General features: G+C 71.8%; 18 protein-coding genes. 7 read left to right on the forward strand and 11 right to left on the reverse strand.

Annotated features, from left to right (window positions below):
• Window positions 1-69 precede the first annotated feature (69 nt).
• Genes OG542_RS11690 through OG542_RS11705 form a run of 4 tightly spaced genes read left to right on the forward strand, consistent with a single transcriptional unit; the run spans window position 70 to window position 4,970 of the window.
• Window positions 70-1,563, forward strand: a complete 1,494-nt coding sequence (locus tag OG542_RS11690; RefSeq protein ID WP_328410463.1) for an ABC transporter substrate-binding protein — start codon at window positions 70-72, stop codon at window positions 1,561-1,563.
• Window positions 1,560-3,329, forward strand: coding sequence for an ABC transporter permease subunit (locus OG542_RS11695; RefSeq protein WP_328410465.1), 1,770 nt, complete (start codon window positions 1,560-1,562; stop codon window positions 3,327-3,329). The genes OG542_RS11690 and OG542_RS11695 overlap by 4 nt, the downstream gene beginning before the upstream one ends.
• Window positions 3,319-4,287: an ABC transporter ATP-binding protein gene (locus OG542_RS11700; protein ID WP_328410467.1), complete on the forward strand. Its 969-nt coding sequence runs from the start codon at window positions 3,319-3,321 to the stop codon at window positions 4,285-4,287. The genes OG542_RS11695 and OG542_RS11700 overlap by 11 nt, the downstream gene beginning before the upstream one ends.
• The gene (locus tag OG542_RS11705; protein WP_328410468.1) at window positions 4,284-4,970 is read left to right on the forward strand and encodes a dipeptide/oligopeptide/nickel ABC transporter ATP-binding protein; all 687 of its coding nucleotides are present in this window, start codon (window positions 4,284-4,286) and stop codon (window positions 4,968-4,970) included. Before OG542_RS11700 ends, OG542_RS11705 begins: the two co-directional genes overlap by 4 nt.
• Here OG542_RS11705 and OG542_RS11710 read toward each other — a convergent pair.
• Complete coding sequence (locus OG542_RS11710; RefSeq protein ID WP_193481879.1) at window positions 4,957-5,535, reverse strand: TetR/AcrR family transcriptional regulator; 579 nt, start codon at window positions 5,533-5,535, stop codon at window positions 4,957-4,959. The two genes, OG542_RS11705 and OG542_RS11710, sit on opposite strands and share 14 nt — an antisense overlap.
• A gap of 112 nt (window positions 5,536-5,647) precedes the next feature.
• Here OG542_RS11710 and OG542_RS11715 point away from each other — a divergent pair, with 112 nt between their 5' ends.
• Entirely contained in the window at window positions 5,648-7,189 is a 1,542-nt protein-coding gene (locus tag OG542_RS11715; RefSeq protein WP_328410469.1) for an MFS transporter, read from the forward strand.
• Between the two features lie 7 nt (window positions 7,190-7,196).
• Here the strand turns inward: OG542_RS11715 and serA are convergent, their stop codons facing one another.
• The 6 genes from serA to OG542_RS11745 all read right to left on the reverse strand — a co-directional run bounded on the left by serA (window position 7,197) and on the right by OG542_RS11745 (window position 17,047).
• Complete coding sequence (gene serA, locus OG542_RS11720) at window positions 7,197-8,786, reverse strand: phosphoglycerate dehydrogenase (protein ID WP_311127882.1); 1,590 nt, start codon at window positions 8,784-8,786, stop codon at window positions 7,197-7,199.
• A gap of 220 nt (window positions 8,787-9,006) precedes the next feature.
• Entirely contained in the window at window positions 9,007-10,005 is a 999-nt protein-coding gene (gene ilvC / locus OG542_RS11725; protein ID WP_248507267.1) for a ketol-acid reductoisomerase, read from the reverse strand.
• 121 nt (window positions 10,006-10,126) lie between these two features.
• Complete coding sequence (gene ilvN, locus OG542_RS11730) at window positions 10,127-10,651, reverse strand: acetolactate synthase small subunit (RefSeq protein ID WP_193481876.1); 525 nt, start codon at window positions 10,649-10,651, stop codon at window positions 10,127-10,129.
• A 21-nt stretch (window positions 10,652-10,672) separates the two neighbouring features.
• Window positions 10,673-12,523: an acetolactate synthase large subunit gene (locus OG542_RS11735; protein WP_311127881.1), complete on the reverse strand. Its 1,851-nt coding sequence runs from the start codon at window positions 12,521-12,523 to the stop codon at window positions 10,673-10,675.
• A gap of 225 nt (window positions 12,524-12,748) precedes the next feature.
• Complete coding sequence (locus OG542_RS11740) at window positions 12,749-15,760, reverse strand: putative bifunctional diguanylate cyclase/phosphodiesterase (RefSeq protein ID WP_328410474.1); 3,012 nt, start codon at window positions 15,758-15,760, stop codon at window positions 12,749-12,751.
• 336 nt (window positions 15,761-16,096) lie between these two features.
• Window positions 16,097-17,047: a 2-hydroxyacid dehydrogenase gene (locus OG542_RS11745; protein ID WP_311127879.1), complete on the reverse strand. Its 951-nt coding sequence runs from the start codon at window positions 17,045-17,047 to the stop codon at window positions 16,097-16,099.
• A 77-nt stretch (window positions 17,048-17,124) separates the two neighbouring features.
• On the opposite strand from OG542_RS11745, the gene OG542_RS11750 reads away from it, so the two are divergent.
• Both OG542_RS11750 and OG542_RS11755 read left to right on the forward strand, forming a co-directional pair.
• Window positions 17,125-18,123 (forward strand): aldo/keto reductase, encoded by a 999-nt coding sequence (locus OG542_RS11750; protein ID WP_311127878.1) that lies wholly within the window; start codon window positions 17,125-17,127, stop codon window positions 18,121-18,123.
• A gap of 100 nt (window positions 18,124-18,223) precedes the next feature.
• Entirely contained in the window at window positions 18,224-19,429 is a 1,206-nt protein-coding gene (locus OG542_RS11755; protein ID WP_311127877.1) for a PQQ-dependent sugar dehydrogenase, read from the forward strand.
• A 234-nt stretch (window positions 19,430-19,663) separates the two neighbouring features.
• Here the strand turns inward: OG542_RS11755 and OG542_RS11760 are convergent, their stop codons facing one another.
• The 4 genes from OG542_RS11760 to OG542_RS11775 form a co-directional block, all read right to left on the reverse strand.
• Window positions 19,664-19,846 (reverse strand): DUF6191 domain-containing protein, encoded by a 183-nt coding sequence (locus OG542_RS11760; RefSeq protein ID WP_328410477.1) that lies wholly within the window; start codon window positions 19,844-19,846, stop codon window positions 19,664-19,666.
• A 48-nt stretch (window positions 19,847-19,894) separates the two neighbouring features.
• Window positions 19,895-22,939, reverse strand: coding sequence for a helix-turn-helix transcriptional regulator (locus OG542_RS11765; protein WP_328410479.1), 3,045 nt, complete (start codon window positions 22,937-22,939; stop codon window positions 19,895-19,897).
• Between the two features lie 137 nt (window positions 22,940-23,076).
• Complete coding sequence (locus OG542_RS11770) at window positions 23,077-23,262, reverse strand: hypothetical protein (RefSeq protein ID WP_311127874.1); 186 nt, start codon at window positions 23,260-23,262, stop codon at window positions 23,077-23,079.
• 196 nt (window positions 23,263-23,458) lie between these two features.
• Window positions 23,459-24,022, reverse strand: a complete 564-nt coding sequence (locus tag OG542_RS11775; RefSeq protein WP_311127873.1) for a hypothetical protein — start codon at window positions 24,020-24,022, stop codon at window positions 23,459-23,461.
• Between the last annotated feature and the right edge of the window lie 13 nt (window positions 24,023-24,035).

Genomic DNA, 24,035 nt, shown 5'->3' on the forward strand with positions numbered 1-24,035 from the left:
AAACGATTATCATCATGCTACGGTCATGGCGCGTTCAACCATTTACCAGGCCTTGACCGAGGTGTCCCCGTGCGCGTCCCCGCCCGACTCATCCCCCTTGCCGCCGTCACCGCGGCCTCCGCCCTGCTCACCGGCTGTTTCTCCGGTGGGCAGTCGGCCACGGACGACTCCGGGGCAGGGGGCAAGCGCGTACGCGTCGCGATGATGCTGCCACCGCGCTCGGCGCTGTCCCCGCTGTCGGACGACGCCTTCAAGCTGTCGCGCTGGTCGACGGCGGAGACCTTGGTGAAACTGGACGCGGACGGTGACGCCGAGCCGGCGCTGGCCACCGAGTGGGCCCAGTCCGGCCGGAGTTGGACCTTCACCCTGCGCGACGGCGTCACCTTCCACGACGGGACGAAGCTCACCGCCGAAGCCGTCGTCAACTCCCTCACCAAGGCCGCCGCCGCCTCCCCCAAGCCCCGCATCCTCGACGGCGTGGAGCTGACCGCCAAGGCCGACGGCGACAAGGTCACCGTCACCACCGCCACCGAGGACCCCCTGGTCCCGCAGCGGCTCAGCTCCCCCCAGCTGTCGGTCCTGGCGGCCAAGGCCTACAAGGGCAAGACCGTCGACCCCGTCGGCGCGGGCACCGGCCCCTTCGAGCTGACGAAGGTCAACGGCACCTCCTCCGCCGCCCTCGACCGCTACGACGGCTACTGGGGCAAGAAGGCCAAGGCCCCCGGCATCGACGTGCGGTTCGTGCCGGACGGCACCGCCCGCGCCGCGGCCCTGCGCAGCGGCGAGGCCGACATCGTCGAGGCGGTCCCGGTGTCACAGGCCGCCGTCCTCGACCAGGACCTGATCACCGAGGTCCCGATGCCGCGCACCAACACCCTCTACCTCGACACCGAGAAGGGTGTCTTCAAGAACGCCGCGCTGCGGGCGGCGGCCCGCGAGGCGATCGACGCCGAGTCGATCGTGAAGGGCGTGTACGAGGGGCGCGCCGACGTCGCCGACGGGCTGCTCGGGCCCGCCCTGCCGTGGGCGGCCGAGCTGCGGAAGCCGGTACAGCGGACCAAGGCCGGTGCCCCGGCCGGCAAGACGATCACCATCGGCACCTTCACCGACCGCGCCGAGCTGCCCGAGGTCGCCGCCGCACTGCAACAGCAGTTGCAGAAGGCCGGGTTCAAGGTGAAGCTCGACGTCCGCGAGTACGCCAACATCGAGTCCGACGCGCTGGCGGGCGAGTTCGACGCGTTCATCCTCTCCCGCGCCACCGTCCTCGACTCCGGCGACCCGGCCGCCTATCTCTACAGCGACTTCGCCTCCGACGGCTCCTTCAACATCCCCCAGCTCGCGGACCCGGCCGTGGACAAGGCCTTGAAGAAGGCCGGCGAGACGCCGACCGGCGACGCCCGGCGCAAGGCGGTCATCGCCGCCGAGGCCGCCGTGCTCCGTACGGACGCGGCCGTGCCCATGCTGCACGAGCGCGTGATCCAGGGCGACGCCGCCGACGTGACCGGCGCCGCCCACGACCCGCGCGAGCGGGAGCTGGTCACGGCGGACACCTACGTCAGGTGAAAGCCCGTATACGGCGGTTGGCCGGTGCCGCCGCGCTGACCCGCCTGCTCTGCCTGGTCGCCGTCCTGGCCGCCGTCGGCCTGCTGCCCTGGCTCTCCGGCAGGGACCCGGCGCTCGCCGTGCTGCGGGCCCGCTCCGCCGAGCAGGACCCGACCGAGGAAGCCCTGGACTCCGTACGACGGGACCTCGGTCTGGACGCCGGCCCCCTGTCGCTGCTGGGCGGCTGGGCCTCGGACCTCCTGCGCGGCGACCTCGGCACGTCCTGGGTGTCGGGCACCGAGGTCCTGCCCTCCGTGATCTCCGGGCTCCAGGTGTCGCTGGCGCTGATGGGCGCCTCGCTCGGCGTGGCGCTGCTGCTGGCGTGCGCGCTGGTCACGCCGGTGCTGGTACGGGGCCGGGCCTCGGCCGGGGCGTGGGCCGCGATGCTGGCCGCCGTACCCGAGTTCCTGCTGGCCACGGTCGCGCTGCTGGTGTTCGGGGTGTGGCTGGGATGGCTTCCGACGTCCGGCTGGGTGGGGCCGCAGAACATGGTTCTGCCCGCCGTGGCCCTCGGCGTCCCCGGCGGTGGACTGCTCGGCCGTCTGGTCGCGGACGCGCTGCCCGCCGTGCTCGACGAGCGGTGGGTGGAGCTGTGGCGGGGCGCAGGGGTGAGCCGGGCGCGGATCGCGGGGGCGGCGCTGCGCCGCGTTCTGCCGCCACTGGTCCCGCAGTTCGGGATGGTCGCCGTGGGGCTCACCGGTGGCGCGGTCGCCGTGGAGACGGTCTTCGCCGTGCCGGGCATCGGCCGTACCGCGCTCGGCGCGGCCAAGTCACAGGATCTGCCGCTGCTCCAGGGCTCGGTCCTCGCGCTGCTCTCACTCGGCCTGGTCACGGGCGCGCTGGCGGCGTTCGCCCGGCGGCGGCTGCTGGGCCCGGCCCTGCGTGACGCCTCGCTGGCACTGCCTCCGGCACGGCCGGTGCGCGCACACCCCGCGATCCCGTTGGCGCTGTTCACCGTCCTCGCCGTGACCATCGGCTGGGGCCTGCTGCGCGACCCGTACGCCGTGAACACCACGGCCCGGCTGGCCGCGCCCTCCTGGCCCCACCCGCTTGGCACCGACGGTCTCGGCCGTGACGTGCTCGCCCGGCTGGGCCACGGCGCCGCCTCCACGGCCGGCACGGCGGCGGCCGTCTGCCTGCTGAGCCTGCTGGTCGCGCTCGCCCTGGGCTTCCTGCCCCGGATCGCGGAGGGCGCGGCGGACATCGCCAACGCCCTGCCCCCGGTGATCGTCGGCATTCTGATCGCGGCGGCCCTCGGGCCGGGCACCGGCGGGGCGGCCCTGGCGATCGCGCTGATCTCCTGGCCGGCCCTGTCCGCGCATGCGGCGGCCCTGGTGCAGGAGGTGCGGGCGTCGGCGTTCCTCACCACCCAACGGGCCATCGGCGCAAGCCCGTTCTGGATCCTCACCCGGCATGTCCTGCCGTCCGTGGCCGGCCCGGTCGCCCGCCATGCCCTGCTCCGGCTGCCGGGCATCGCCCTGGCCCTGGCCTCCCTCGGCTTCCTGGGCCTGGGCGCCCAGCCGCCCGCCCCCGAGTGGGGCCTGCTGCTGGAGGAGTCCCGGGCCTATGTGGAACGCGCCCCGTGGGCGGCCCTCGCCCCGGCGGTGGCCCTGGCGCTGCTGGCGGGTCTCGCGGTGTCGGGCGCGGCGCTCACCCAGGGCCGGAAAATACGGCGAGCCACCCCGGCTCCGGTCAAGGCCGAGAAGGAGGCCCCCGTTGGAGTCTGAGCCACTGCTGTCGGTACGCGAGCTGCGGATCGCCTTCGACGGGGTCGAGGCCGTGCGCGGCCTGTCCTTCGACGTCCGCCCGCGTGAAGCGCTGGCGATCGTCGGCGAGTCGGGGGCTGGCAAGTCCCTCACGGCCCGCGCCCTCCTGGGCATGCTGCCGCGCGGCGCGACCTCGAGCGGGACGATCACCCCGGACCTCTCGGCCCACCGCGGCCGCCGTATCTCCCTCGTCCCGCAGGACGCCCTGTCCGCCCTCTCCCCCGTGCACCCGGTCGGCGACCAACTCGCAGCCGCCGTACGGTCGGTGTCCGGAGTCCCCCGCAGGGAGGCCCGGGCCCGGGCGGTCGCGGCCCTGGACCGCGTCGGCATCCCCGACGCGGCACGCAGGGCGCGGGCGTATCCGCACGAGTACTCCGGCGGCATGCGGCAGCGCGCCGTGATCGCCATGGCCACGATCAACGAGCCCGACCTCGTGGTCGCCGACGAACCTACCACCGCCCTCGACGAGGAGCGCCGCGACCAGGTGCTGCGGCTGCTCGCCGAGCAGCGGGAAGCGGTCGGCGCCGCGCTGGTCCTGGTCACCCACGACATGGACGCCGTAGCGGGCCACGCGGACCGGGTGCTGGTCATGTACGCCGGGCGCCTCACCGAACTGGGCGCGGCGGACGAGGTACTGACCCGCCCCCGCGCCCCCTACACGGCCGGCCTGCTGGCGTCCCTCCCGCAGCACGCTCCCCCGGGCCGCCGCCTCCCCGCCCTGCGCGGCACCCCGCCCGCCCCGGGCACGCTCCCGCCGGGCTGCGCCTTCGCCCCGCGCTGCCCGCTCGCGGCGGACCCCTGCCACACGGCGGAACCGGAACCCCGGCCGGTGGCCGGACGCCTGGTCGCCTGCCACCGCTGGGAGGAACTCCCCCACCCCGCGACCGAGTTGTTCCTGAAGGAGGGTCAGCCGGCATGAACGATCCCCTGCTCGACGTCCGCGACCTGGTCGTCCGCTACGGCCCGGTCACCGCCGTGGACGGCCTCTCCTTCTCCCTGGCCGCCGGCGAGACCCTCGCCCTGAACGGCCCGTCGGGCTGCGGCAAGTCCTCCACGGCTCTGGCGGTGCTCCAGCTGCGTCGCCCGGCCGGCGGTGAAGTCCATTTCGAGGGACGGGAGTTGACGTCACTCCCGGAACGGGAGTTGCGTCCCCTGCGCCCTCGCATGCAGCCCGTCTTCCAGGACCCGTACGGCTCGCTGAGCCCCCGCCACCGCATCCGGGACGCCGTCGCCGAACCGCTGAAGGTCCAGGGCCGCTGGCATCCCGCGGACGGGCCCGCCCGCGTCACCGAGCTCCTCGACCGGGTCGGCCTCGATCCCGCGTATGGCGACCGCCGGCCGCACGAACTCTCCGGCGGCCAGTGCCAGCGCGCCGGCATCGCCCGAGCCCTGGCGTCCGAACCGCGGCTGCTGGTGCTCGACGAGCCCGTGTCATCACTCGACCCGTCGGTACGCGCGGGCGTGCTGAACCTGCTCGCCGACCTCCAGGACGACCTTGGCCTCGGCTACCTGTTCATCTGCCACGACCGGGCGGTCGTGCGGCACTTCGCGGACCGGGTGATCGAGATGCGCGAAGGGCGCCTCGCCGTCACTTCGGGGTAGCGCCCTCGATCACCTGGCGGAGCCCCGCGGCCAGCTGAGCGGCCTCCGGCGCGCTCTTCGGATCGAAGGTCCACTGCGCCATGAGGCCCATCATCAGGGTCAGGTAGAAGTAGCCGAGGGTGTCCACCCGCTCCTCGGGGACGTCCTCCTCGCGACCGCCGTGGAAGAGCGTGACGATGCCGCGCGCTCCTTCCCGCTGGGCCCGCGCGAGATGCTCCCGCACCTCCGGCAGCTGATCGCCCATGGCCACGATCTCCATGCTGAGCCGCCACATCGAACCGGGCTCCCGCATGGTGCCGATGATGTTCGCCCACACCTCGGTGAACCGCTCCAGCGACCCCGGCTCCCCTTGCAGCTCACCGCCCCCCTCGAAGGCGTCGGACATCCCCTCCACCATCCCGATGTACGCCTGCGCCACCAGCGCGTCCTTCGAGCCGTAGTGGTAGCCGATCGACGCCAGGTTCGTCCCCGACTCCTTGACGATGTCGCGCGCGGTCGTACGCAGGAAGCCCTTCGCCAGCAGGCAGCGCTGGGCGCCTTCGAGCAGATCCTCACGGTGTCCCATGGCACGTCACCCTACCTCGGAGCCCATACGCGCGTCCCATACGAACGTCCCAGACGGACGTATTAAACAAGCGTACTAGACAAGCGTTTAAGACGTCCGTACAGTCCAGCCCATGACGACGAACCCCACCTCTCCGGCCCGCGCCGGCCGCCGCGAATGGACGGCGCTCGGCGTGCTGATGCTGCCGTTGCTGCTGGTCTCGATGGACGTCTCCGTCCTCTACTTCGCGATCCCCGCGATCAGCGCCGACCTGGAGCCGAGCGCCACCCAACAGCTGTGGATCTTCGACATCTACGGCTTCGTCCTGGCCGGCCTGCTGATGACGATGGGCTCCCTGGGCGACCGCATCGGCCGCCGCAGGCTCCTGCTGTTCGGCGCGGCCGCCTTCGGTACGGCCTCCCTGGTGGCGGCCTACGCGAACAGCGCCGAGACCCTGATCGCCGCCCGCGCGATCCTCGGCATCGGCGGCGCGACGCTGATGCCCTCGACGATGGCGCTGGTGCGCACGATGTTCACCGACCCCGCACAGCGCACCAAGGCGATCGGCGTGTGGTCGGGTGTGATGACCGCGGGCATCGCGCTCGGCTCGGTGATGAGCGGTGTGCTCGTCGAGCACTTCTGGTGGGGCTCGGTCTTCCTGGTCAATCTGCCCGCGATGGTGCTGCTCCTGGTCCTCGGGCCTCTCCTGCTGCCCGAGTCCAAGAACCCGCGCCAAGGCCGCTTCGACTGGCTGAGCGTTCCCCTGTCGATGGCGGCGGTGCTTCCCGTGATCTACGGCCTGAAGGAGCTCGCGTCGGAGGGCTGGAACGTGCGGTACGTGCTGTCGGTGACGATCGGCCTGCTCTTCGCCGCGCTGTTCGTCCACCGCCAGCGCACGGCGGTGTCCCCGCTGATCTCACCGGAACTGTTCCGGAACCGCGGCTTCAGCCCGTCCGTCGTCCTCAACCTCGTCGCCGCCTTCGGCATGATGGGCTCGGCGTACTTCACGACCCAGTACATCCAGTCGGTTCTTGACAAGAGCCCCCTCGAGGCAGCGCTGTGGAGCCTGCTGCCGTCGGTACCCATCGGACTGGCGGCCCCGGCCGGCGCACAGCTCGTACAGCGGGGCGTTCCCCGCGCGTACGTCGTCGGCGCAGGCTTCGCGGTCACCGCGTGCGGCTACGTACTGCTGGCCCTGACCGACACGAATTCCCTCTGGCTGCTGCTGACCGCGTGCGGCGTGTTGGCCAGCGGCGTCGTCGTCGTCATGTCCCAGGTGGCCGACCTGGCCCTGAGCGCCGCCCCGGTGGAGAAGGCGGGCGCGGCCTCGTCCCTGCTGGAGACCGGCACGGAGTTCGGCGGCGCGCTGAGCATGGCGTTCCTGGGCTCGATCGGTACGGCCGTCTACCGCCACGAGATCCCGGCCTCGGCGTCCGCCCCGGCCCGCGAGACACTGGGCGGCGCCCTGGCCGTCGCCGACCGGCTGCCGGGGCGCGCGGGAGACGCCCTGGCCACGGCGGCACGCGAGGCCTTCACCAGCGGTATGCACGCGGCGGCGATCACGAGCGCGGTGCTGCTGGCCGGAGCGGCGGCAGCGGCGACGCTGACGCTGCGGCGGGTCCAGGTACGCGAAAACGCCGGACAAGCTGATCAACTCAGCCCGTCCGGCGTTTGACCGAAGGTCAGACCAGGTTCACGGAACGAGCGGAGGTCGTACCGATCTCCGCCGCCACCTCGGCCAGCACCCCGGCGGTCACCGTGTCGTCGACGGTCAGCACCGCCAGCGCCTCGCCGCCGGCCACGGCCCGAGACACCTGCATGCCTGCGATGTTGATGCCCGCCTCGCCGAGGATGCGGCCCACGGTGCCGACGACACCCGGCCGGTCCTCGTACCGCAGCACGACCATGTGCTCGGCGAGCGCGAGGTCGACGTCGTACTCCCCGACCGCGACGATCTTCTGGAGGTGCTTGGGGCCGGCCAGCGTGCCGGAGACCGACACCTCCTCGCCGTCGGCGAGGGTGCCGCGCACGGTGACGACATTGCGGTGCTCGGACGCCTCGGAGCTGGTGGTCAGGCGCACCTCGACCCCGCGCTCCTGCGCGAACAGCGGCGCGTTCACGTAGGACACCGTCTCGTCGACGACGTCCTCGAAGACACCCTTGAGGGCGGAGAGCTCCAGCACCTTCACATCGTGCTGGGTGATCTCGCCGTACACCTCGACATCGAGGCGGACCGCGACCTCACCGGCGAGCGCGGTGAAGATCCGGCCGAGACGCTCGGCGAGCGGCAGGCCCGGCTTGACGTCCTCGGCGATGACACCGCCCTGCACGTTCACCGCGTCCGGCACGAGCTCACCGGCGAGGGCGAGGCGCACCGAGCGGGCGACGGCGATACCGGCCTTCTCCTGCGCCTCGTCGGTGGAGGCACCGAGGTGCGGGGTGGCGACGACCTGGTCGAACTCGAAGAGCGGGGAGTCGGTGCACGGCTCCTTGGCGTACACGTCGAGACCGGCACCGGCGACCCGGCCCTCCTTGAGGGCGGAGTACAGCGCCTCCTCGTCGACGATCCCGCCGCGCGCGGCGTTGACGATGCGCACGCTCGGCTTGACCTTGCGCAGCGCCTCGTCGCCGATCAGACCGACCGTCTCGGGCGTCTTGGGGAGGTGGACGGTGATGAAGTCGGAGACCTCGAGCAGCTCGTCCAGCGACAGCACCTTGACGCCCATCTGCGCGGCGCGGGCCGGCTGCACATAGGGGTCGTAGGCGACGACCTTCATGCCGAAGGCCGACATGCGCTGGGCGACGAGGGCACCGATACGGCCGAGGCCGACGACACCGAGGGTCTTCTCGGCCAGCTCGACGCCCGTGTACTTGCTGCGCTTCCACTCGCTGTTCTTCAGCGCGGCGTTGGCCTGCGGGATGTTGCGGGCGGTGGCGAGCAGCAGACCGCAGGCGAGTTCGGCGGCGGTCACGATGTTCGAGGTGGGGGCGTTGACGACCATCACGCCGGCCTTGGTGGCGGCGGAGACGTCCACGTTGTCCAGGCCGACGCCGGCTCGCGCGACGACCTTGAGCTTGTTCGCTGCGGCGATCGCCTCGGCGTCGACCTTGGTGGCCGAGCGGATCAGGATCGCGTCGACATCGGCGATGGCCGGGAGCAGCTCGGCTCGGTCCCCGCCGTTGCACTGCCGGATCTCGAAATCCGGGCCAAGCGCGTCGACGGTGGCGGGCGACAGCTCTTCAGCGATGAGTACGACGGGTTTCGAGCTCACGTGAGTCCTCACAAGTCCAGTGCTGCGGACGGCCGTCCCGACGGCCGCAGGCGGTGGAGGGGTGCATGCCGCGTGGAAGACGCACGACGCTGTGGGCCTGACGCGTATATATGCAGCAGTGTAGTGGTGCTGCGGAGGGCGCCTCACGCCTGTGCGGAAGGATCACCCGGACGAGAATGGGTCCGGCTGCGGCACCGGTGCCGCAGCCGGACCCAGGGGCTCACGCCTCCTCGTCGACCCAGCTCATGAGCTTGCGCAGCTCCTTGCCGGTGGTCTCCAGCAGGTGCTCGGAGTCCTGGGTCTTGTACTCGTTGTACTTCTTCAGACCGCCGTGGTACTCGTCCATCCACTGCTGGGCGAAGGTGCCGTCCTGGATCTCGGCGAGGACCTTCTTCATCTCGGCCTTGGTGGCGTCCGTGATGATGCGCGGGCCGGTGACGTAGTCGCCCCACTCGGCGGTCTCGGAGATCGACCAGCGCATCTTCTCTAGGCCGCCCTCGTACATGAGGTCGACGATCAGCTTCAGCTCGTGCAGGCACTCGAAGTAGGCGATCTCCGGCTGGTAGCCGGCCTCGGTGAGGGTCTCGAAGCCCGCCTTGACCAGCGCGGCCGTACCACCACAGAGAACGGCCTGCTCACCGAAGAGGTCGGTCTCGGTCTCCTCGGTGAAGGTCGTCTTGATGACGCCGGCGCGGGTGCCGCCGATGCCCTTGGCGTACGACAGGGCCAGCGCGAAGCCGTTGCCCGTGGCGTCCTGCTCGACGGCGGCGATGCACGGAACGCCGCGGCCCTCCTCGTACTGGCGGCGCACCAGGTGGCCCGGGCCCTTGGGGGCGACCATGCAGACGTCCACGCCGGCCGGGGGCTTGATGAAGCCGAAGCGGATGTTCAGGCCGTGGCCGAAGAACAGCGCGTCGCCGTCCTTCAGGTTGTCCTTGATGTGCTCCTCGTAGACCTGGGCCTGGATCGGGTCCGGGACGAGGATCATGATGACGTCGGCCTCGGCGGCGGCCTCGGACGGGCTCACCACGCGCAGGCCCTGCTCCTCGGCCTTGGCCTTGGACTTGGAGCCCTCGTGCAGACCGACGCGCACGTCGACACCCGAGTCACGGAGCGACAGCGCGTGGGCGTGGCCCTGGCTGCCGTACCCGATGACCGCGACCTTGCGGCCCTGGATGATGGACAGGTCGGCGTCGGCGTCGTAGAACAGCTCGGCCACTTTGGGTTCTCTCCTCGGGAGTGCAGGTGTTGCGTCCCACCGTATGACGGGGGGCGGAAGGGAAGTCTGAGGGTCTCGGAATACGGGCGGCCGACAGCGCGCCGACCGCCCGGTTCAGGTCTTACGCCGACCGGTCCAGGGCGCGCAGCGACCGGTCCGTGATGGAGCGGGCGCCGCGGCCGATCGCGATCGTGCCGGACTGGACCAGCTCCTTGATGCCGTACGGCTCCAGCATCTTGAGCATGGCGGAGAGCTTCTCGCCGGATCCGGTGGCCTCGATCGTGACGGCCTCCGGGGAGACGTCGACGGTCTTGGCGCGGAACAGCTGGACGATCTCGACGATCTGGGAGCGCGTCTCGTTGTCGGCGCGCACCTTCACCAGAACGAGTTCGCGCTGCACCGCATGCGACGGCTCCAGCTCGACGATCTTGAGCACGTTGACGAGCTTGTTGAGCTGCTTGGTCACCTGCTCCAGCGGCAGGTCCTCCACCCCCACGACGATGGTGATGCGGGAGATGTCGGGGTGCTCGGTGACACCGACGGCGAGCGAGTCGATGTTGAAGCCGCGGCGGGAGAACAGCGCGGCGATCCGGGCGAGGATGCCGGGCGTGTTCTCCACCAGGACGGAGAGCGTGTGCTTGGACATGATCTGCTTCCTTTACGGCTCTCAGTCGTCTTCGTTGTCGCCGAAGTCGGGGCGGACGTCCCGGGCGGCCATGATCTCGTCGTTGGAGGTGCCGGCGGCGACCATCGGCCACACCATCGCGTCCTCGTGGACGATGAAGTCGACGACGACCGGGCGGTCGTTGATCGAGTTCGCCTCTTCGATGACCTTGTCGAGGTCGTCCGGGGACTCGCAGCGGATCGCGTAGCAGCCCATGGCCTCCGACAGCTTCACGAAGTCGGGGACGCGGGTGCCGCGGGCCTCGGGGTTGACGTCCTCCGGGCCGGAGTGCAGCACGGTGTTGGAGTACCGCTGGTTGTAGAAGAGGGTCTGCCACTGGCGGACCATCCCGAGAGCGCCGTTGTTGATGATGGCGACCTTGATCGGGATGTTGTTCAGGGCGCAGGTGGCGAGCTCCTGGTTGGTCATCTGGAAGCAGCCGTCGCCGTCGACGGCCCAGACGGCCCGCTCGGGTGCGCCGGCCTTGGCGCCCATGGCGGCCGGGACGGCGTAGCCCATGGTTCCGGCGCCGCCGGAGTTCAGCCAGGTGCCCGGCTTGTCGTACTCGATGAAGTGGGCGGCCCACATCTGGTGCTGGCCGACGCCCGCCGTGAAGATCGTGCCCTCGGGAGCGAGCTTTCCGATGCGCTCGATGACCTGCTGCGGGGAGAGCGAGCCGTCGTCGGGCTGGTCGTAGCCGAGCGGGTAGGTGTCGCGCCAGCGGCTCAGGTCCTTCCACCAGGCGCTGTAATCGCCCTGATGGCCCTCGCTGTGCTCCTTCTGGACGGCCTGGATCAGGTCGGCGATGACCTCGCGGGCGTCCCCGACGATCGGCACGTCGGCTTCGCGGTTCTTGCCGATCTCGGCCGGGTCGATGTCCGCGTGGACGATCTTGGCGAAGGGCGCGAAGCTGTCCAGCTTGCCGGTGACGCGGTCGTCGAAGCGGGCGCCGAGGGCGACGATCAGGTCGGCCTTCTGCAGGCCGGTGACGGCGGCCACCGAGCCGTGCATGCCGGGCATGCCCAGGTGCTGCGGGTGGTTGTCGGGGAACGCGCCGAGCGCCATCAGGGTGGTGGTGACGGGCGCGCCGGTGAGCTCGGCGAGGACCTTCAGCTCGGCGGTGGCCTGGGCCTTGAGCACGCCGCCGCCGACGTACAGGACGGGCCGCTTGGCCTGGGTGATCAGCTTGGCGGCCTCGCGGATCTGCTTGGCGTGCGGCTTGGTCACCGGGCGGTAGCCGGGCAGGTCCATGGCGGGCGGCCAGGAGAAGGTCGTCTTCGCCTGGAGGGCGTCCTTGGCGATGTCGACCAGGACCGGGCCGGGACGGCCGGTGGAGGCGATGTGGAAGGCCTGGGCGATGACCCGCGGGATGTCGTCGGCCTTGGTGACGAGGAAGTTGTGCTTCGTGATCGGCATGGTGATGCCGACGATGTCCGCTTCCTGGAAGGCGTCCGTGCCGATCGCCTTGGACGCCACCTGGCCGGTGATCGCGACCAGCGGCACGGAGTCCATGTGCGCGTCGGCGATCGGGGTGACCAGGTTGGTGGCGCCCGGCCCCGAGGTGGCCATGCAGACGCCGACCTTGCCGGTGGCCAGCGCATAGCCCTCGGCCGCGTGACCGGCGCCCTGCTCGTGGCGGACCAGGACGTGGCGCACCCTGGTGGAGTCCATCAGCGGGTCGTAGGCCGGGAGGATGCAACCGCCGGGAATGCCGAATACCGTGTCGGCGCCGACCTCCTCGAGAGAGCGGATGAGGGACTGCGCGCCCGTCACCTGCTCGGGGGCGGAGTGTCCTCCGGATCGGGGCCGGGGCTGCGGGTGATGGGCCCCGGTGGCCTGCTCGGTCATCGGCATTCTCTTCTCAGATGCTGAGGGTTTTTTGCGAGGTTTGTACGGTATTCGGCTGCTGCACGTAAGGCGCCTGTGCAACAAAAAACCCCTCGTGCCATAAGGCAAGCGAGGGGAGCGCGCCGGGTGGAGTCGCTGAGCGGTCGAGGCTCAGCGTCAGCCGACGCGCTTTCCAAGTACGAGAATTCGGGTGCGCATGGCACAGACCCTCCCCCCGGCGCACACTCACTGTCAAGTGGGTGGGACGGGAGTCTCATTATGTGAGCGTAGGCCCGTACCGCCTCCGATGACGGACACTCCCGAGCTGTACACCCGCGGGGCACCGCCCGCGAACGCCGGCTCGGCCGGTCCGTTCGGCACCGGATAGTGACCGCCGGCGAGTGCCCGGCGCAGCCGGTACTCGTCGAGCGGTCCGGAGAACGCCATGCCCTGCCCGTGCGTGCAGCCCATCGCGCGCAGGGCGACGACCTGCTCGGGCAGGTCCACCCCCTCGGCCACGGACTTCAGACCGAGATCGGTGGCGATGCGCAGCAGCCCGCTGGTGATCTTGAACAGCCGGGCGGACTCGACGACACCCTCGACCAGACCGCGGTCGAGCTTCAGGATGTCGACGGGGAGCCGCCTGAGGGCCGTGATCGCCGCGCAGTCGCCGCCGAACCCGTCGAGCGCGATCCGGACGCCGACCCGCCGCAGGGCGCCGAGACGCCGCTCCAGCTCGTCCGGCGAGACCTTCGGGTCGGCGTCGGACAGCTCGATGATCAGCGACCCGGACGGCAGCCCGTGCCGCGTGAGCAGCGCCTCGATCGAGCCGAGCGGCATCGACCGGTCCAGCAGCCGGCGGGCGCTCATCCGGACGACGACCGGCGCGGACAGCCCGGTCGCCTGCCGCTCGGCGGCCTGCTCGACGGCCTCCTCGATCATCCACCGGCCCAGCTCGGCGGTCTTGTCGCTGTCCTCGGCCACGCGCAGGAACTCCGCCGGAGTGAAGAGCACCCCCTGCGAAGAGCGCCAGCGCGCCTGCGCGGACACCGACGTGATCCGGCCGTCCTCCAGGCAGACCACCGGCTGGTGCAGCAGGGCGAACTCGCCGTCGTGCAGCGCGGCCCGCAGGCGAGTGGCCAGCTCCGCCTTGCGTACGACGTCCTGCTGCATCTGAGGCTTGTACAGCTCGACGCGGCCCTTGCCGCCGGCCTTGGCGCGGTACATGGCCAGGTCGGCGTTGCGCAGCAGCTCGCCCGCGCCGAGGCCCGCTTCCGCGAAGGCCACACCGATGGAGGCGTTGACACGGACATCGTTGCCGTCGATGAGGTACGGCTGGGACAGCGTCGTCCTGAGCCGGTCGGCGAGTTCCACTATGTGCCGTTCCCGGGCGGCCCGGTCTCGGGTGTTGTCCCCGACGATCAAGGCCGCGAACTCGTCGCCGCCCAGCCGGGAGGCGGTGTCGCCCTGCCGGACCGAGTCCTGGAGTCTGCGGGCGGCCTGGACCAGCAGCTCGTCCCCCGCCTGGTGCCCGATCGTGTCGTTGACGGCCTTGAAGCCGTCGAGATCGATGAACAGCACGGCCGTGTTCCGCAGGGCCAGGCCCCGGTCGGAGGCCCGGCGGCCGGAGAGCGCGTGCTGGACGCGCTTGGTGAACAGGGAGCGGTTGGGCAGGTCCGTGAGCGGGTCGTGCTCGGCGTTGTGCTGCAACTGGGCCTGGAGCCGGACCCTTTCGGTCACGTCCCTGCTGTTGAAGATGAGGCCGCCGTGATGGCGGTTGACGGTCGACTCGACGTTCAGCCAGCCTCCGTCACCCGACCGGAAACGGCACTCGATGCGCGTGGTGGGCTCCTCGCCCGGGTTGGCGGCGAGGAATCTCCGCGCCTCGTGCACGACGCAGCCCAGGTCCTCCGGGTGGATGAGACTGGCCAGTTCCGTGCCCACCAGATCCTCCGCCGAGCGGCCGTACACACCGGCGGCGGCCGGGGAGACGTACCGGAGGACACCGCTGGGCGCGGCGATCATGATCACGTCGCTGGAGCCCTGCACCAGGGAGCGGAAGTGGTTCTCCTTCTGCGCCAGTTCCTGGGTGAGGGTGATGTTGTCGAGCAGCATGATGCCCTGGCGCACGACGAGCGCGAGCACGACCGTGCCCCCGGTCAGCAGGACCACGCGGTCGACGCTGCGGCCGTTGAGGACGTTGTAGAGGATCCCCAGGGTGCACACGGCGGCCGCGAGATAGGGCGTGAGGGCGGCGAGGGAGCCGGCGATGGGCCGGGTGGCCGGATACCGGCCGAGCTCGCCTCCGGGCGCGGGTGGATGGTGGTGCGGGCCGCTGCGCTGCCCGGGCACGTGCTCGTGCACCACGCGCGTGTGCCCCACCGTGCTCTGCCGGTCCGGGCCGTGCCGGTCGGTGTCCGGCGTGCGGGACCCGGCCCACGGGGCGTACGCCAGGAGCAGCGAGCCCGCGAACCAGCCCGCGTCGAGCAGCTGACCGGAGCGGTAGTGGTGGTGCATCAGCGGCGAGGTGAACAGGGCGTCGCACATCACGGTCAGCGCGAGCGCCCCGATGGCGGTGTTGACCGCGGAGCGGTTCACCGCCGACCGCCTGAAGTGCAGCGCGAGCACCATGCTGACCAGCGCGATGTCGAGCAGCGGATAGGCCAGCGACAGCGCGGTGTGCGCCACGCCGGGCCCTTCCGACTTCGCGGCCTGGGCGAGGGCGAGGCTCCACGCCAGGGTGAGCAGCGAGCCGCCGATCAGCCAGGCGTCCAGCCCGAGACAGACCCAGCCGGCCTTGCTCACCGGCCGCTTGGCGAGCACGAGCAGACCGACGATCGCGGGCGGCGCGAAGCACAGGAAGAACAGGTCGGCGTAGCTGGGACTGGGCACGGGCAGGCCCAGGACCACCTCGTACCAGCCCCAGACCAGATTGCCGAGGGATGCCATGGCCGAGGAGAGGCCGAACAGCAGCCAGGCGGGCCGAAAGCGGGTGCGGCGGTTACGGGCGTAGAGGAAGCACGAGAGGGAGGCGGTGGCCGCTGCGGCGCTCAGCCCGAAGTCGCCCATGATGAGGGCCACTTGGTACGAGCCCCAGCCGAGCGCGGCACCGACGGCATACCCCGCGCAGACCACGGCGAGGACGAGTTGGAGGGCCGGGCCCGGCCGATGGCCGCGGGCCGGCGTCCGGGGCAGCAGTACCCCTGGCGACGAAGGCTGTGCCCGCAGCGCTCCGTCCAGCATGGGGGTCGGCGGCGCGCTCACCGGACCCTCCCGGTCCGTACCCCTCGATGGTGATCACTGTGGTGGGTGTGGTGGCCGCCGTGATCGGCGTGGTGACCGCGTCTGAACGCGGCTGTCCGCCAGGGTCGCCGCCGGCCGCCCCGCCCCGTCGGATCGCTCGTCCATAGGCCGTGCATCGCCTGTCGCCCCCCTCACAGTCCGAAGTCCCCGGCGCCGAATACCCCCGGCGCTGCCCCTGTCGGGACGATACACCAGTCTCGTCACTCAGGGACATAGGTTCTCTACTCTCCGTGACGATCAACAGATATATGAGTACCCACCGCACCCGAAGGATTGCGGACGGTGCCCGAGGTCGGTTCAGCCTGTTGATGCACCCGTCGTAAGGATCACGTTGCGCAGCGGCTCCCGGTTCACATAACGGTTCAACTGGTCCACCAGGAGCCGCTTGGCGCGCGGAAGGAACGCGGAGGTGGGTCCGCCGACGTGAGGGCTGATGAGTACCCCCGGCGCACGCCACAACCGGTGTTCGCGCGGCAGGGGCTCCGGGTCGGTGACGTCGAGGGCGGCGGTGATGCGGCCGGTCTCCACCTCGGCGAGCAGGGCTTTGGTGTCGACGACGGGGCCGCGGGCCACGTTGACCAGGAGCGCGCCGTCCTTCATCCGGGACAGGAAGTCGGCCCCGGCCAGTCCACGGGTGGTTTCGGTGAGCGGCGTGGACAGGATGACGATGTCCGCTTCCGGGAGCAGAGTGGCGAGTTCGGTGAGCGGATGCACCGGACCGCGCGCCGTGGTGCGCTCGGAGCGCGCGATGCGCGCCACCCGCGCCACCTCGAACGGCACGAGCCGGTCCTCGATGGCCTCGCCGATCGATCCGTAGCCCACGATGAGAACGTTCTTGTCGGCGAGCGCGGGCCGGAACCCGCCGAGCCACTCCCCCCGGTCCTGCGCCCGGACGAAGTCGGGGATCCCGCGCAGCGAGGCCAGGATCAGCGCGAGGGTGAGCTCTCCGGTGCTGGCCTCGTGCACCCCGCGCGCGTTGCACAGCCGCACGCCCGGACGCAGGTGCCGCAGCCCGGGCTGCACGTGGTCGATCCCGGCCGAGAGGGTCTGCACGACCTGTACGTGGCTCATCTCCGGCATGGGGCGCACGCACAGCGGGCTGGGCTTCATGTAGGGGACGACGTAGAAGGCGCAGTCCGCCGGGTCCGCGGGGAAGTCCTCCCCTCCGTTCCAGTAGCGGTAGCCGGGACCCTCGGGGAGTCCCTCGATCTCGTCCGGCGGGATGGGCAGCCACACGTCAGCAGTCATGCTCTGGAGGCTATGTCAGGAGCGTGGGACGGCAGAGGTTAGGTTGGGGTGGCCGGAACAGGGAGGGTCACGACCAGGTGGAGCGCAGGACGATCGGCGCGGCGGCGCTCGCGGTGGGGGCCGTCGGACTCGGGTGCATGCCGATGAGCTGGGCTTACAGCACGTCGCGACAGCGTGGCGACGAGTCGCTCAGGGCGGTGCACCGGGCGCTCGACCTGGGCGCGTCCCTGCTGGACACGGCCGACATGTACGGCCCCTTCACCAACGAGTTGCTGGTGGGGCGGGCGTTGAAGGAGCGCCGGTCCGATGCCTTCGTGTCGACCAAGGTCGGTCTGCTCGTGGGCGACCAGCACATCGTCGCCAACGGCCGCCCGGGGTACGTGAAACGTGCCTGCGACGCCTCGCTGCGGCGCCTCCAGACGGACGTCATAGACCTCTACCAGCTGCACCGGGCCGACCCGGAGGTGCCCGTCGAGGAGACGTGGGGCGCGATGGCGGAGCTCGTCCAGGCCGGGAAGGTGCGGGCGTTGGGCCTGTGCGCGGTCGGCGCGCGGGCCGGCCGCCGCGGCGGGGCCCGGCTGCACGACGCGACGATAAGGCAGCTGGAGCGGGTGCAGCAGGTCTTCCCGGTGAGCGCGGTGGAGGCGGAGCTGTCGGTGTGGTCCCCCGAGGCGCTGGAGAACCTGCTGCCGTGGTGCGAGACGCGGGGCGTCGGCTTCCTCGCCGCGATGCCGCTCGGCAACGGCTATCTGACCGGCAGGCTGCGGACCGGCGCGGGCTTCGAGCCGGACGACCTGCGCGCCCGGCACCCCCGTTTCACGGGCGAGATGATGGCCGCGAACCAGCCGATCGTCGCGGGCCTGCGCCGCGTGGCCCGCCGCCACGGCGAGCACGTCACCCCCGCCCAGGTCGCCCTCGCCTGGGTCCTGGCCCAGGGCCCGCACGTGGTCCCGGTCCCGGGCGCGAAGCAGGAGCGCTGGGTCACGGAGAACGCGGCCGCGACGGCCCTGCGTCTCACGCCCGACAATCTGCGGGAAGTGGCACTGCTGCCCCGGGCTCAGGGGTCGTGGGACTGAGCCGGGTCCGACCCCGGGGCGTTCGGCACAAACCCGCCCAGGGCCCCCTGTTCGCGGTTCGGGGTTCGGTGATCGGGAACTTGTGAGGCGCGAGCGGTGTATGACAAGGAGAACCCGCCGCGTCGAAGGGACCATGATCGTGCAACGTCGAGCCGTGCCGGCCGTGTTGGCCGCCGCCGCGCTCCTGCTGACGGCCGGCTGTTCCTCCGACGGTGGAGGATCATCCGGCTCGGACGAGGGAGCCTCCCCGAGCCGTACGGCACCGCAGTCCTCCGCGCCGCCGCGGCAGGCCGCCGAAGAGACACCTCCCGCCAAGGGCTCGGTGCGGGTGGTGCGCACCGTCGCCGAGGGCCTGGACTCCCCCTGGGGCCTCGCTCCCCTGCCGGGCGGAGGCCTGCTCGTCTCCTCCCGGGACGACGGGACGATCGTCCGGGTCGACGAGAAGACCGGGAAGAAGACCGAGCTGGGCGAGGTGCCGGGCGTATCGGCCGCCGGCGAGGGCGGCCTGCTGGGCATCGCCCTGTCACCCGACTACGCCTCGGACCACATGGTCTACGCGTACTTCACCTCCGCCGGCGACAACCGCATCGTCCGCATGCTCTACGACGAGAAGAAGCCCGCCGGTGAACAGCTCGGCGCTCCCGACACGGTCTTCAGGGGCATCCCCAAGGGCTTCATCCACAACGGCGGCCGGATCGAGTTCGGCCCGGACAAGATGCTCTACGTCGGCACCGGCGAGAGCGGCGACACGGGCCTGTCCCAGGACAAGGACTCCGTCGGCGGCAAGATCCTGCGCCTGACTCCGGAGGGCGAGCCCGCGCCGGGCAACCCGACCGCCGGCTCGCCGGTGTACTCGTACGGGCACCGCAATGTGCAGGGCCTCGCCTGGGACACCAAGCAGCGGCTCTTCGCCTCGGAGTTCGGCCAGGACACCTGGGACGAGCTCAACGCGATCAAGCCGGGCGACAACTACGGCTGGCCGGAGGCCGAGGGCGAGTCGGGCGACGGGGACTTCCACAACCCGATCGACCAGTGGACCACGGCCGAGGCGTCCCCCAGCGGCATCGCCTACGCCGAGGGTTCGATCTGGATGGCGGGCCTGCGCGGCAAGCGGCTGTGGCGCGTCCCGCTGAACGGCACGGAGGCCTCGGCCGACCCGCAGGCCTTCCTGGAGGACGAGTACGGCCGGCTGCGCACGGTCGTCCCGGCGGGCGGCGACCGGTTGTGGCTCGTGACCAGCAACACGGACGGCCGGGGCAGCCCCAAGGACGGGGACGACCGGATCCTCGAGGTGCGGGTGCGGTAGCCCTCGCGGGGCTGAGGCCTGTCGTTTGGATCAGGTCGCAGGAAATCGACGGCACCTTGTCAGCGCCGTGAGCGGGGTCTGGTGCGTGCAGCTGCAAGGCGGAGGAGGGAGTCGACGCGATGGGGGCACCGCCCGCGCGAGCGCAGCCGAGCGTGGGGGAGTCGGGGACCGACGACAACGCGGCAGATGTGCGTGCCAGACCCCGCGTCTGCGGCGTGATCCAAACGACAGGCCCTAGACCTCGCGGTCTTCCGGCTCCTGCTGCGAACGTACGACGACCTTTCCGGACGCCAGGTCTATCGGCCCGCGTCCGGGATCGCCGTCGCCGGTGTCCTCCCGGGTCAGTTCCAGGCGGTTCTGCTCGTCGCGGGTGTGCTTGCGGCCAGGCGAGAAGAGTTCCTCGAACACGTTGAACACGGTGCCTCCCTCGGCCGCGGCGATACGGCCTCCCTTACAGCGTATGCCTCAGCCCGCCGGGCGGGGTATGAGCGATTCGGCCGGAAACAGCCCCAGCCGGTGCGCCACCGCCGCCGCCTCGCCGCGCCCGGAGACGCCGAGCTTCGCCAGGATGTTGGAGACGTGGACGCTCGCGGTCTTGGGGGAGATGAACAGTTCCTCGGCGATCCGGCGGTTGGTGTGGCCGACGGCCACCAGGCGCAGTACGTCCCGTTCCCGGCTGGTGAGGCCGAGGGCCTCGGCGGGGTCGGCGGGAGCGAGGGCCGGTTCCGAAGCGGGCGCGAGCGGGAGGCGGGCGCGCTGGGCAAGCGCGGTGGCGGACTCGGCGAGCGGCCGGGCGTCGAGGTGGCGGGCGACGGCGTGGGCGAGGCGCAGCAGCTCCGTGGCGCGGTCGCGCTCGTCCTCGCCGCCGCCCGTCAGCAGGGACTCGGCCAGGCGGTACCGGACGCGGGCGAGGTCGTAGGGCCGCTCCAGGGGTTCGAAGGCGGTGACCACCCGCGACCAGGTGTCCGGGGTGCTCCGGCCCTCGGCGCGCTGGAGTTCGGCGCGTACCCACAGCTCGTGGGCGAGCCAGACGGGTGCGTTGGTGGTGAGGCGCTTGGCGGTCCTGAGGATGCCGTCCAGGGCCTCCGCGCGGCCGTCCCGGGCGGCGGGCAGGGCACGGGCGTCGGCCTCCGCGGTGGCCGCTTCGAGCAGCAGCGGCCAGGCGTAGCGCTGGGTGCCGGGCGGGAGGCCGGACTCCATGGTGCGGGCCAGTTCGGCGCGGGCGTCGGGGAGGCGGCCCTCGGCGACGGCGACGGCGATGGTGAGGCAGGAGACCGGGAGGTCGTGCTGCGGCATGGGGTCGTGCGGGCCGTAGGCGGCGCGCCCCTCGGCGAGGTGGCGGGCGGCCTCGGGGACATGGCCGCGGGCGAGCGCGAGGAACGCCAGGTGGTTGGCGCCTGACCCGTGCGGCCCGGCCGTCTGCCCGCGCCGCTGGGCGTTGCCGGCGGCCTCGGCGGCCTCGTCCCAGCGGCCGAGCGAGATGAGCGACTCGGCGAGGTTGCTCCAGATCCAGGCCTCGGCGTCCCGCAGGCCCATCGCCCCGGTGAGCCGCAGGCCCTCGCGCAGGATGCCGACGGACTCCTCGGAGCGGCCGACGCCTTCGAGGACGGAGGGCAGGTTCACATGGCTGCGGCCCACGATCGCCGCGAGGCCCCGGGCTGCCACCTCGTCCCTGACCTCGTACATGTGCGTGAGCCCGGCCTCGATCTGGCCGGCGTCGACCATGAGGCCGCCGAGAGTGAGCCGGGCGTTGGACTCGATGTCGTCGGCGTTCACCATGCGCGCGTACTCGACGGCCCGTTCGGCGGCTGTCAGGGCGTCCGGTCCTGGCTCGTGGAGCATCGACCAGTGGGCGGCCGTGGCGAGCACCTCGGCGTGCACCTCGGACGGCGGCAGGCCCCGGACCAGCTCCTGCGCCGTGGCGATCTCCTTCCAGCCGTCGCCCCGGGCGAGCCCCTGCACCAGCCGGGAGCGCTGGATCCAGAACCACGCGGCGCGCAGGGGGTCGTCCTCGTCTTCCAGCAGGCGCAGCGCCCGCCTGGTGATCTTCAGGGCGCGTTCGCGTTCCCCGCAGAGCCGTCCGGCCACGGCCGCCTCCGCCAGCAGGTCGAGGTGGCGCAGCGCGGTGGTGGCCGGGTCACAGCCGCAGGGAGGGTAGACCTCGGCGTAGTCGACGGGGCGCAGGGTGCGGCGTACGGCGTCGGGGGCGGCGTCCCACAGTTCCATCGCCCGCTCCAGCAGCCGCAGTTGCTCGGCGTAGGCGTGGCGGTGGCGGGCCTCGACGGAGGCGTCGAGGACGGCCGGCAGGGCCTTGGCGGGGTCGTGGGCGTGGTACCAGTAGCTGGCCAGGCGGGCCGCGCGCTGGTCGGCGGGGACGAGGGTCGGGTCGGTCTCCAGGGCTTCGGCGTAGCGGCGGTTGAGGCGGGAGCGTTCGCCGGGGAGCAGGTCGTCGCTGACGGCCTCGCGGACCAGGGAGTGGCGGAAGCGGTAGCCGTCGCCGCCGGGTGCGGGGGTGAGGATGCTGGCGTTCACGGCGGCCCGCAGCGCCTCGATGAGGTCGTCCTCGGCGAGCCGGGCGACGGCGGCCAGCAGCCGGTACTCGACGGTGGAGCCGCCCTCGGCGACGATCCGGGCGGTGTGCTGGGCGGGTTCCGGCATCCCTTCCACGCGGACGAGCAGCAGGTCACGCAGGGAGTCGGTCAGGCCCGTGCGGCAGCCCTCGTGGCCGGCGACGGCGAGTTCCTCGACGAAGAAGGCGTTGCCGTCGGAGCGTTCGAAGATCGCGTCGATCCGGTCCGGCTCGGGTTCGTGGGCGAGGATGCCGGCGACCTGGCGGCACACCTCTTCGCGGTTGAAGCGGGCGAGTTCGAGGCGGCGGACCGTGCGGAGCCGGTCGAGCTCGGCGAGCAGGGGCCTGAGCGGGTGGCGGCGGTGGATGTCGTCGGAGCGATAGGTGGCGAGGACGACGAGCCGGCCGGTGCGCAGGGTGCGGAAGAGGTAGGAGAGCAGGTGGCGGGTGGAGGCGTCGGCCCAGTGCAGGTCCTCCAGGGCGAGGACCACGGTGTGCTCGGCGGTGACGCGTTCCAGCAGGCGTGCGGTGAGTTCGAAGAGGCGGGCCATGCCGTCCTCGTCGTGCCGCCCGGTGCCCGACTCGCCCAGCTCGGGCAGCAGCCGGGCCAGCTCCTCCTCCTGTCCGGCGGCCGCGCCGGCCAGCTCGCCGGGGAGTTCGCGGCGCAGGGCGCGCAGCGCGGTGGAGAACGGCGCGAAGGGCAGTCCGTCGGCGCCGATCTCCACACAGCCGCCGAGTGCGACCACCGCCCCCCGGCGGCGGGCGGCGGCGGCGAACTCCTCGACCAGGCGGGTCTTGCCGACTCCGGCCTCCCCGCCGATGAGCAGGGCCTGCGGCTCGCCCTCGCGGGAGCGGGCGAGCGCGTCGTGCAGCGTGCCCAACTCCTCGGCACGGCCGACGAACACGGGACTGACGGACCTGGTCTCCACGGCCCCGAGCATCGCATGCGCGTCCGACAGCGCGGGACCGGTTTTACCGCGGACGGCCAGATCACCGGCCTGCGTTCCCGTCCGAACGGCCGGATCGCCGGCCGCCGCGTCTGTGCGAGCGGCCGCGGCGGCCGGTGCCGCCCCGCCGTTCACGCGGTCCGGGCGGACCGGGTTCGGCGGAAGCCGCGGGTATGGCTTTCGTGCTCGGCGGAGTTCTGAGCCGCCGCGCTGCGGGCGGTACGGCGGGCCCGGGTGGCCTCGCGGACCAGGCGCTCGTGATCGGCCCGGCGGATGAGGTCGGCGGTGCGCAGCTGCTGGAGCTCGTACTCGTACATGGCGTGTCCTTGGTGAGAGGTCGGTCACGGAGGGCTTCTCCGTGATGACTTCACTCTCGTCTCCCAGGCGGGTCGGCCACATCGGGAGAGTTCCGCATCTTCGGCGGCGGTCGGGGCCTTAGACACGGCTGAGGGGCCCCAGGGGCTCCGTAAGGTGCTTACGGAACTCCTAAGACCCCTCAGGACCTGCGGTGACTCAGCCCGCGGACGGCAGTCCGAGCAGGATGCCGGTGTACTTGAGGACGGCCAGGAACAGGCCGATGACGCCGAGCGAGACGCCCGCCCAGGCCACGGACTTGATCCAGGGGGCCTGGATCCTGCCGGGCGTGCCGAACGCGGGCCGGGCGAGCGTCACGACGCCGACGACCAGCGCGAGCGCCGCGAACAGTCCGCCCCACAGGGCGGTGGCCTGCCAGGCGTCGCCGTAGACCGCCTGGATCTGCTGGGCCACGCCGGCCCCCTGTGCGGTCTCCAGCTGACCGACCAGGTTCTGGCGCGCCGCGGCGATCGTGCCGACCCAGCTGCCGGTGAGCGAGACGACGCCCAGCGCGGCGGAGACCACGGCGGCGGCACCCTGGCCGATGCCGGAGGGGGCCTCCTCCTTGGCCTCCGCGACCTCTGTCTCGGCGACCTCTGTCTCGACGACCTCGGCCTCGGCCGGGGTCTCGGTGCGGGTCGCCTCGTCGGACTCGGTGGTGTCCACCGCCTTCTTGGTCGTGGCCTCGGTGGCCTTGGTCTCGTCCACTGCGTTCGTTGCCATGTCTCGCACCGTA

The organism is Streptomyces violaceus (assembly GCF_036014075.1).
GTDB lineage: Bacteria > Actinomycetota > Actinomycetes > Streptomycetales > Streptomycetaceae > Streptomyces > Streptomyces violaceus.